This window comes from Streptomyces sp. NPDC014870, from assembly GCF_043081505.1.
Lineage (GTDB): Bacteria > Actinomycetota > Actinomycetes > Streptomycetales > Streptomycetaceae > Streptomyces.
Genome location: NZ_JBIBWQ010000006.1, coordinates 52,779 through 62,251 on the forward strand (window position 1 = coordinate 52,779; position 9,473 = coordinate 62,251).

Genomic DNA, 9,473 nt, shown 5'->3' on the forward strand with positions numbered 1-9,473 from the left:
CTCGGACGCCTCCCGAACCGGTCGGAGAGCCGGAAAGTGAACGCGAGGTACCGTTGAGGCAGCCTGCGAAAGACAAATGGATCGAGGTGCCAGTGCCTGACGTCTCCGTGATCGTCATCGCCTACAACGACGCAGAGCGTCTCCCGACGGCCGTGCGATCGGTGTTGGACCAGACATTGCAGAGCGTCGAAGTCGTGATCGTCGACGACTGCAGCAAGGACCGCACCTTCGAGGTCGCCCAGGAACTGGCAGCCGCACACCCCGGCCAGGTCCGGGCCTACCAGCTGCCCGAGAACAGCGGCGCGGGCGGCGAGCCCCGGAACGTCGGCATCGGCCACGCGCGGGGCCGCTACGTCATGTTCCTCGACAGCGACGACGTACTCGAGGTCAACGCCTGCCGCAACATGGTGTCGGCCGCCGAGGAGACCGGCGCCGACATGGTCTCCGGCCTGTGCGTCCGGCTCACCAAGGACACCGTCCAGGAGAAGCGCAACGAGTGGTACCCGTGGCTCTACGCGACCACGCGCACCCTGGACTCGGTCACCGAGCTCCCCGACCTGTTCGTCTGGGACACCCTGTCGACCAACAAGTGCTACCGGCGCGACTTCCTCGTCGACAACGAGCTCCGCTTCCCCAAGGGGATGTTCTACGAGGACCTGATGTTCATCGCCGACGCCTACATGGCGGCGAAGAAGATCACCCTGATCCCCAACCAGGTCTACTTCTGGCACGTCTACGAGAAGGCCGCCGTCAAGTCGGTCACCAACAGCCGGCACGAAATGGTGAACTACCAGCACCGGCTGGAGATCCACCGTCGTATCGACGCGCTCCTCGACCGCCACGGCCAGGCCGAGATGCGGGCTGCCAAGGACGTCAAGTTCCTCAAGCACGACCTCGTCCTCCATCTGCGTGACCTTCCGTTCCGCGACGAGGCCTACCGCCGCGAGTTCGAGGAGCTCTCCCGGCCGTACCTCCAGGGTCTCGACCGCGAGGCGTACAGCAAGTGCGCCAAGATCCAGGCGATCTGCGCGTACCTGCTCGAGAAGGGCGACTGGGACAACCTGCTGCCCGCCGTGGACACGCTGATCCACCGGGACAAGCTCTCCGCGCCGCTCACCGAGCGCGACGGCCGCGTCTACTGGTGCGCCGAACACCTCGACGACGAGTTCGGCCGCGAGGTCCTCGACGTCACCGACCTCGGCTACCACCAGAAGCCGATCAACAAGCTGTTCCTGCGCAACGAACTCACCACGTACGAGGAGACCGGCGGCACCGCCAGGCTCGGCGGCCGGATCACCAACCCGCTGGGGATCGTCAAGCCCGGGGACACCCTCAAGGCCGAGGTGGAGTTCCGGGCCCGCCGGCGCAGCCTGCAGACCTTCCTCTTCCCCGTCACCGAGCTCCGCCACGACGGCGACACGCTCCACTGGGAGACGCGGGCCGACATCAGCTCCAAGCTGCGGCCCCTCGGCATCATCGACTCCGTGTGGGACGTCCGCGTCATCCTCCAGGTGAACGGCGTCCGCACCCAGAGCCGTCTCACCGTCGAGCAGAACGACCTCGGCGGCGGCACGCTCCCCGTCAAGCCGCGACTGACCCGGCTGGTGGGCGACCGCATAGAGCCCCACCCCACCGCCAAGGGCCACCTCGCCTTCCGGCTCGTCTCCTCCAAGGGCGACAGCGACCGGATCGAGGACTTCGTCCAGCGCAGCCTGCACGGCAGGCCCGGCCAGATCGCGAAGTCCGGCTTCCGGCGCGCCAAGGCGCTGCGCACCACCCTCACCTCCGGTGAGACCAAGCTGCGCCTGTACCACGAGGTCTACAGCCGGCTGCCCGTGAAGAAGCGCACCGTCGTCTTCGAGAGCCAGCTGGGCAAGCAGTACAGCGACAGCCCGCGCGCGATCTACGAGGAGATGGTCCGCCAGGGCCTGGACTTCGAGGCGATCTGGTCCTACACCGGCAGCCCGAAGGACTTCCCCAAGGGCGTCCAGCTGGTGCGCCGCTGGTCGCTGCCGTACCTCAAGGCTCTGGCCCGCGCCGAGTTCTGGGTGGACAACCAGAGCTACCCGCTGCGGCTCGCCAAGCGTCCCGAGACGACGTACATCCAGACCTGGCACGGCTCCGCGCTCAAGAAGATGGGCTTCGACCAGCCCAAGCTCAAGGCGCAGACCCGGCAGCAGCAGGAGACGCAGCAGAAGCACCTCGACCGCTTCGACCACTTCCTGGTGCGTTCGGAGCACGACGTGCGGACGCTGGCCAAGGCCTTCCGGCTGCAGGACCGCACGCTGATGCGCTCGGGCTACCCGCGCAACGACGTGCTGGTGCAGGCCCGGCAGCGCGAGGAGGAGGCGGGCCGCCGCGAGCGCGGACCGCTCGCGGAGAAGCTCGGCATCCCCGCGGACAAGAAGGTGCTGCTGTACGCGCCGACCTTCCGCACCTCGGGCAAGGCCAGCCAGTTCCAGCTCCCGTTCGACGTGGACCGCTTCGCCGAGGAGTTCGGCGACCGCTACGTCCTGCTGGTGCGCGCGCACTACTTCAACCACGTGGTGCTGCCGCCGAACGTCGAGGGCAAGATCATCGACGTCTCGCACGAGCACGACGTGATGCCGCTGATGGAGCTCGCCGACGCGCTGATCACGGACTACTCCTCCGTGATGTTCGACTACGCGCTGCTCGACCGGCCGATGCTGTTCTTCACGTACGACTACGAGACCTACGTCCACGAGGACCGGGGAACGTACTTCGACCTGCTGGAGCACGCGCCGGGACCGGTCTTCAGGACCGAGGACGAGCTGCACGCCGCGGTGCGCGAACTCGACGCCCAGGGGCGTGAGTTCTGCGACGCCCGCAAGCGCTTCGTGGCCGAGTTCGGCGAGTTCGACCAGGGCAACGCCGCGCGGTCGATCGTCGAGAAGTTCTTCTCCGGGTGGAGCCGTTGATGACCGAGATGATGAGTACGACGACGACCGCCCCGCAGAGCGACGACACGAAGACCAGGGACATCATCCTGATCTCCAACAGTGTCGACGAACTCGGCGGCATCACCAGCTGGTCGCACCAGATGGCTCGGCTCTTCAGCGAGCGCGGCCACGCCGTCCACGTCGTCGGTGTCGTCCCCGCTCCGGAGGGCCGCCGCGCCGACCTCGGCGACGACCTGCCCTACCGGACGACGACGCTGTACGACGTCCACCCGCCGTCCCTCAAGTCGGCCCGGGGTCTCAAGGGCAAGCTCGACCTCGTCGAGCGCCGCCGTAGGTCCGCGCGCGAGGCCGGCATGCGCCGCGAGGCGGCCAAGCTCACCGCGATCTTCCGCGCCGCGCGCCCGGGTGCCGTCGTCATCGTGACGCAGGTCTGGGCCATGGAGTGGGTCGCGCTCGCGGACACGGCCGGGCACCGCGTGGTCGGCATGAGCCACGAGTCCTTCCTCACCTGCAAGAACTCCTCCCGCTTCCAGCGGGTCAAGAAGTTCTACGCGGACGTCGACCGGATGCTCGCGCTGACCCGGGAGGACGCCGACCTGTGGATCCGGCAGCGCTTCGACCACGTCGGGGCCATGCCGAACCCGCTGCCGTTCTTCCCCGAGGAGCCCTCCCCGCGGACGGCCAAGGTCGTCGTCTCCATCGGCCGGCTGCACGAGGAGAAGGGTGTCGACCTGCTCCTCGACGCCTGGTCCGAGGTCGCGCCGAAGCACCCCGACTGGACCCTGCGCCTCTACGGCTCCGGCGAGGAGGAGGCGGCGCTGAAGGCGCAGAGCGAGCGGCTCGGGCTGACCTCGCAGGTCGAGTGGATGGGACGGACCAGTGACGTCCCCGGCGCGCTGAAGGACAGTTCGCTGTTCGCGCTGTCCTCCCGGGGCGAGGGCTTCCCCCTCGCCCTCATGGAGGCCATGGCCACGGCCGTGCCCTGCGTCGCCTTCGATGTCGCCCCGGGCGTCCGCGAGATCATCACCGACGGGGAGAACGGCCTCATCGTGCCCCCCGGCAACACCGGTGAGTTCGCGCGCAGGCTCGACGAGCTGATCTCCGACCAGGAGCTGCGCGACCGGATGGGCGACCAGGCCCGCGTCGACATCCAGCGCTACTCGACGGACGAGATCGTGGCGCGCTGGGAGAACCTCTTCACGCTGCTCGACCGCTGAACATGACGAAGGGAGGCCCGCCGGTGTGACCGGCGGGCCTCCCTTCTTCGTACCTGCGCGAGGTCAGGCTCGTGCGTACATGGCGTACGTGGCGTCAGGCCGACGCGGAGCGGCGGGCGACCCAGCCCGCCCAGGCCGACTCGATCATGTCGCGGACGTCGTGGCGGGCCTTCCAGCCCAGCTCGGCGGCGATCCGGTCGGCGGAGGCGACGACCCGGGCCGGGTCGCCCGCACGGCGCGGGGTGACGACCGGGGCGACGGCATGCCCGGTGACCTCGTTGATCAGGTCGATCATCTCGGTCACGGAGACGCCCTCACCGCGGCCGATGTTGACCGTCAGGTCGCGCGGCTCACCGGCGGCGGCCCACTCGGCGAGCTTGCGCGCGGCGACGAGGTGGGCGTCGGCGAGGTCCTCGACATGGATGTAGTCGCGGACGCAGGTGCCGTCCGGGGTGGCGTAGTCGTCGCCGAAGATCCGCGGGGCCTCACCGGCGTCGAGCCGCTCGAAGACCATCGGGACCAGGTTGAAGACACCGGTGTCGGCCAGCTCGGGGGTCGCGGCGCCCGCCACGTTGAAGTAGCGCAGGCAGGCCGTGGAGATGCCGTGGGCCTTGCCGGCGGCACGGACGATCCACTCGCCGGCCAGCTTCGTCTCGCCGTACGGGCTCATCGGCAGGCAGGGCGTCTCCTCGGTGACGAGGTCGACGTCCGGCATGCCGTACACGGCGGCCGAGGAGGAGAAGAGGAAGTTGCGGACGCCGGCCGCCGCCACCACCTCCAGGAGGACGGTGAGGCCCTGCACGTTCTCGCGGTAGTAGTGCAGCGGCACCTCGACGGACTCGCCGACCTGCTTCTTCGCCGCGAGGTGGACGACGCCGGTGACACCGTGCTCGGCGATGGCGCGGTCCAGGACCTCACGGTCCAGGGTCGACCCGACCACCAGCGGCACACCCTCCGGCACCCGCTCCGCGTAGCCCGTGGACAGGTCGTCGAGGACGACGACCCGCTCCCCCGCCTGCGTCATCGCCCGGACCACGTGCGAGCCGATGTAGCCGGCGCCACCGGTGATCAGATATGTCATTGCGCCCCAATCCTTCCGCTATGAACGGCGCGACAGCCTACGGAGCCTGGCCCTGACCGCCCCGAGCCCGTCGCGGGCGCCGGGTGCGATCCGCACCGCGAGCGAGCCGTTCGCCGTGGTGTACTGCTGCACCAGCAATACACCGTACCGGCTGCTCGGCAGCACCGAGCGCCGCTGGCGGCCCTCCGGCAGCCGGAGCGCTGTCGCGAACGTCTCCCCGTCGGCGCACGTCACCGTGGCCCGGATGTCCCAGAACTGGATGCCCGCGTTGCCGCGACCGCGGCCGGCCCGGGCGAGGCCGGTCAGGCCGGCCGGGACCCGGGCGGTCCAGCCGCCGTCCACCTCGGTCAGCTCGGCCCGTTCGGTACGGGCCGGGGCGTCCGCCCCCCGGGGGACGAACGCGACCTCGACGGCACGCGGTCCCGCCGTGCCCACCCTGCCGTACAGGTCGCGGACCGTGAGCCGCAGCTCGGCGCCCGCTCCGGTGCGCAGGGCGGCGTCGACCACCAGCGGCAGCTCGGCCAGCGGCAGGGTGTCCATGCCGTCGAGCCGCACGTCCGGCAGGTCCTCGGACCAGACGGCGGTGTCACCCTTGCGGGCGTACGGCGGGAGCAGGCGGGCCGGGTCGGCGCAGAGCCGGGAGAGGCGCAGCAGGTCCGTCGGCTGCTCGGCGGCGAGCAGGAAACGCGCCGTCCAGCGGGCCGGCGCGGTCGCCGCGGCGATCTCGGCCTCCTCGAAGGCCGCGAGGTGCTCGCGGGTCAGCCGCCACCAGTCGCTCTGGTGCTCGGCGCCGCGCAGCCGCAGCTCGCGGGCGTACATCCGCAGGTCGTGTTCGAGGAACTTGGTGCGGCAGGCGGCGGCGAGCTCGGCGCGCCCGGCCTGCTGGAGGGTCTCGACGGCCTGGCGGTGGGCGGCGATCCTGGCCTGCCAGTTGGTGACGTCCTCGCGGGCGAGGGAGATCGACAGCTGCGCGGCGGCACGGCGCACGTGCCAGACGTAGACCGTGTCGGGTATCACGGCGATGCGCGGCGCGGCGGCGAGGACGCGGGCGGTGAAGAGGAAGTCCTCGTAGACGAAACGGCCGTCGGGGAACCGGATGCCGTGTTCGGTGAGGAAGGACCGCTCGTAGATCTTGTTGACGCAGAGGGTGTCGTGCACCAGCGGGACGAGGTCGGCCGGCGTCTGCAGGAGCGCGGGCTCCCGGTAGAGGGCGGGCTGCCAGCGCACGTCGCGGCCCTCGGGCAGCTCGCGCCGCACGCAGGCGCCGACGGCCACGGGCGTCGCGTGCTCGACGGCCGCCGCGACCAGGGCCTCGGCCGCGCCCTCGGGCAGGATGTCGTCGCTGTCGAGGAACATCACGTACGGGGCCGTGGCCGCCTGGATGCCGTCGTTGCGGGGGGTGCCGCAGCCGCCGCTGTTCTGGGTGCGGTGGACGACCCGGACCCGGGGGTGGAGCGCGGCCAGCTCGTCCAGGACCTGCGCGGTGGCGTCACCGGAGGCGTCGTTCACGGCGACGACCTCTGCGACGACGGGTCCCTGGGCGAGCGCCGAGCGGATCGCGTCGCCGACCAGCTCCGCGTCGTTGTAGGCGATGACGACGACGCCGAGCATGCCTGCGGTCGTGACGGGGTGGGGGGCGCTACTCACACCGAGATCCTACGGGAGCGACCGATCCACCCGACCGACCGCTCCCGGGAGCCCACAGGCCCCCGGAAGCGGTCGAACCCGTCGTACGCGCACGAACCCCGGACTGGAACGGGTTGAACTCGTCGAACTAGAACGGGTTGAACTCGTCGTACTCGCGCTGGGCGTCGTCGCGCTCCGCCTGGCGGTCGCGGCGGCGCTGGGCGGCCGGGCGGGGGGCTTCGAGGCGGTGGTCCTCGCCGCGGCGGCCGAGCATCTCGGCGCCCGCCATCATCGTGGGCTCCCAGTCGAAGACGACCGCGTTGTCCTCGGGGCCGATCGCGACGCCGTCGCCCGCGCGGGCGCCCGCCTTCATCAGCTCTTCCTCGACACCGAGGCGGTTGAGGCGGTCGGCGAGGTAGCCGACGGCCTCGTCGTTGTTGAAGTCGGTCTGGCGGACCCAGCGCTCCGGCTTCTCGCCGCGCACCCGGTAGAGGTCCTCAGCCTCGTCGTACGTGACGGTGAAGCCCGCCTCGTCGACCGCCTGCGGGCGGATGACGATCCGGGTCGACTCCTCCTTCGGCTTGGCCGCGCGCGCCTCGGCGACGATGCCGGCCAGCGCGAAGGAGAGCTCCTTCAGGCCCGTACGGGCGACGGCGGAGACCTCGAAGACCTGGTAGCCGCGCTCCTCCAGGTCGGGGCGGATCATGTCCGCCAGGTCCTGGCCGTCCGGGATGTCGATCTTGTTGAGGACGACGATACGGGGACGGTCGTCGAGGCCGCCGTACTGCTGCAGCTCCTCCTCGATGGCATCGAGGTCGGTGACCGGGTCCCGGTCGGACTCCAGCGTCGCCGTGTCCAGGATGTGCACCAGGACCGAGCAGCGCTCGACGTGGCGCAGGAACTCCAGACCGAGGCCGCGGCCCTGGCTGGCGCCCGGGATCAGCCCCGGCACGTCGGCGATCGTGTAGACCGTCGAACCGGCGGTGACGACGCCCAGGTTCGGGACGAGCGTGGTGAAGGGGTAGTCCGCGATCTTCGGCTTGGCCGCCGACAGGACGGAGATGAGCGAGGACTTGCCGGCGCTCGGGTAGCCCACGAGCGCCACGTCGGCGACGGTCTTGAGCTCAAGGACGATGTCCCGCGCCTCGCCGGGCTCGCCGAGCAGCGCGAAGCCGGGGGCCTTGCGGCGGGCGGAGGCGAGCGCCGCGTTGCCGAGACCGCCGCGGCCACCCTGGCCCGCGACGAAGGTGGTGCCCTGGCCGACCAGGTCGGCGAGCACGTTGCCCCGCTTGTCGAGGACGACGGTGCCGTCGGGCACGGGCAGGACGAGGTCCTGGCCGTTCTTGCCGGAGCGGTTGTCACCGGCGCCGGGCTGACCGTTGGTCGCCTTGCGGTGCGGGGAGTGGTGGTACTCGAGGAGCGTGGTGATCGACTGGTCGACGACCAGGGTCACATCACCGCCGCGGCCGCCGTTGCCGCCGTCGGGCCCGCCGAGGGGCATGAACTTCTCCCGGTGTACGGAGGCGCAGCCGTGGCCTCCGCTACCCGCGGCGACGTGCAGCTCGACGCGGTCCACGAAGGTGGTCATGGTTCTGTGCCTCCAGTTACAAGGGGGTACTACGAGGTGGAATGTCTATCTAGTAACACGCGAAAGGCGGACCCGCTTCCCTGCCGGGAAGTGAGGTCCGCCTCCGCGAATGCTTCCGATCAGGCGACCGGAACGATGTTCACGACCTTGCGGCCACGGTGGGTGCCGAACTGCACCGAACCGGCCTGCAGGGCGAACAGCGTGTCGTCGCCGCCACGGCCGACGCCCGAGCCCGGGTGGAAGTGGGTGCCGCGCTGGCGGATCAGGATCTCACCGGCGTTGACGACCTGACCGCCGAAGCGCTTCACGCCGAGCCGCTGAGCGTTGGAGTCGCGCCCGTTCCGGGTGGACGATGCGCCCTTCTTGTGTGCCATGTCTCAGTCCCTCTTACTTCGCAGCCGCGGGGATACCGGTGACCTTGATCGCCGTGTACTGCTGGCGGTGACCCTGGCGACGGCGGTAGCCGGTCTTGTTCTTGTAGCGCAGGATGTCGATCTTCGCGCCCTTGTGGTGGTCCACGACCTCGGCCGTGACCTTGATACCGGCCAGCACCCACGGGTCGCTGGTCACGGCGTCGCCGTCGACAACGAGCAGCGTAGAGAGCTCTACGGTGTCGCCAACCTTGGCAGTGGAAATCTTGTCAACCTCAACGATGTCGCCGACAGCAACCTTGTGCTGGCGACCACCGCTGCGCACGATGGCGTACACGCGGATCTCTCTCTCACTCGGGAACGGACCCCTGATGCCAGCCGCTCACACGGGCCGGGGCCCGCGGTGATCCGGAAGTGGACGAGCGGCCTCTCCCGGCAGACCGGGAGGAGGGTGCTCAGGGGTTTGGCATGTCATACGACACGCCGACGGTCAAGGTTACGGCCGGTGCCTCGGGGGGTCAAATTCGGGCGACTCCCCGGAGGCGGGCCGTGGGGCGGGCGGGGGGGGGGGGGGCCCGCGGGGCCCCGCCCCCCCCCCCCCGGGCGGGCCGGCGGGGGCGGGGGGGGGGGTGTGGGGGGGGGGTTGGGGGGGGGGAGTATAGCCGCCGC

The 9,473-nt window shown here is 70.4% G+C and carries 7 protein-coding genes; 2 read left to right on the forward strand and 5 right to left on the reverse strand.

All coding sequences use genetic code 11. The features are described from left to right. The first annotated feature begins 92 nt into the window (after positions 1–92). On the forward strand, positions 93–2,939 hold the full coding sequence (locus tag ACF09C_RS18265) for a CDP-glycerol glycerophosphotransferase family protein (RefSeq protein ID WP_392092458.1): 2,847 nt from the start codon (positions 93–95) through the stop codon (positions 2,937–2,939). A gap of 8 nt (positions 2,940–2,947) precedes the next feature. Beyond that, positions 2,948–4,138 (forward strand): glycosyltransferase, encoded by a 1,191-nt coding sequence (locus ACF09C_RS18270; protein WP_392092977.1) that lies wholly within the window; start codon positions 2,948–2,950, stop codon positions 4,136–4,138. A gap of 94 nt (positions 4,139–4,232) precedes the next feature. Here the strand turns inward: ACF09C_RS18270 and galE are convergent, their stop codons facing one another. From galE to rplU, 5 genes are all read right to left on the reverse strand, one after another. Continuing rightward, complete coding sequence (galE, locus tag ACF09C_RS18275) at positions 4,233–5,219, reverse strand: UDP-glucose 4-epimerase GalE (protein ID WP_392092459.1); 987 nt, start codon at positions 5,217–5,219, stop codon at positions 4,233–4,235. Positions 5,220–5,237: 18 nt separating this feature from the next. Beyond that, positions 5,238–6,830 carry a glycosyltransferase family 2 protein gene (locus ACF09C_RS18280; RefSeq protein ID WP_392092979.1) on the reverse strand — a complete coding sequence of 531 codons (1,593 nt, stop codon included), beginning with the start codon at positions 6,828–6,830 and terminating at the stop codon, positions 5,238–5,240. A gap of 163 nt (positions 6,831–6,993) precedes the next feature. Then, the gene (obgE, locus tag ACF09C_RS18285; RefSeq protein WP_392092460.1) at positions 6,994–8,433 is read right to left on the reverse strand and encodes a GTPase ObgE; all 1,440 of its coding nucleotides are present in this window, start codon (positions 8,431–8,433) and stop codon (positions 6,994–6,996) included. A gap of 119 nt (positions 8,434–8,552) precedes the next feature. Next, the gene (gene rpmA, locus ACF09C_RS18290) at positions 8,553–8,807 is read right to left on the reverse strand and encodes a 50S ribosomal protein L27 (protein ID WP_030317577.1); all 255 of its coding nucleotides are present in this window, start codon (positions 8,805–8,807) and stop codon (positions 8,553–8,555) included. A 13-nt stretch (positions 8,808–8,820) separates the two neighbouring features. Beyond that, positions 8,821–9,141, reverse strand: coding sequence for a 50S ribosomal protein L21 (rplU, locus tag ACF09C_RS18295; protein WP_015033583.1), 321 nt, complete (start codon positions 9,139–9,141; stop codon positions 8,821–8,823). Positions 9,142–9,473 lie beyond the last annotated feature (332 nt).

Coding starts and splice junctions, on each gene's coding strand:
- ACF09C_RS18270 (WP_392092977.1), top strand. CDS start 2,948: ATGATGAGTACGACGACGACCGCCCCGCAGAGCGACGACACGAAGACC.
- galE (WP_392092459.1), bottom strand. CDS start 5,219: ATGACATATCTGATCACCGGTGGCGCCGGCTACATCGGCTCGCACGTG.
- ACF09C_RS18280 (WP_392092979.1), bottom strand. CDS start 6,830: ATGCTCGGCGTCGTCGTCATCGCCTACAACGACGCGGAGCTGGTCGGC.
- obgE (WP_392092460.1), bottom strand. CDS start 8,433: ATGACCACCTTCGTGGACCGCGTCGAGCTGCACGTCGCCGCGGGTAGC.
- rpmA (WP_030317577.1), bottom strand. CDS start 8,807: ATGGCACACAAGAAGGGCGCATCGTCCACCCGGAACGGGCGCGACTCC.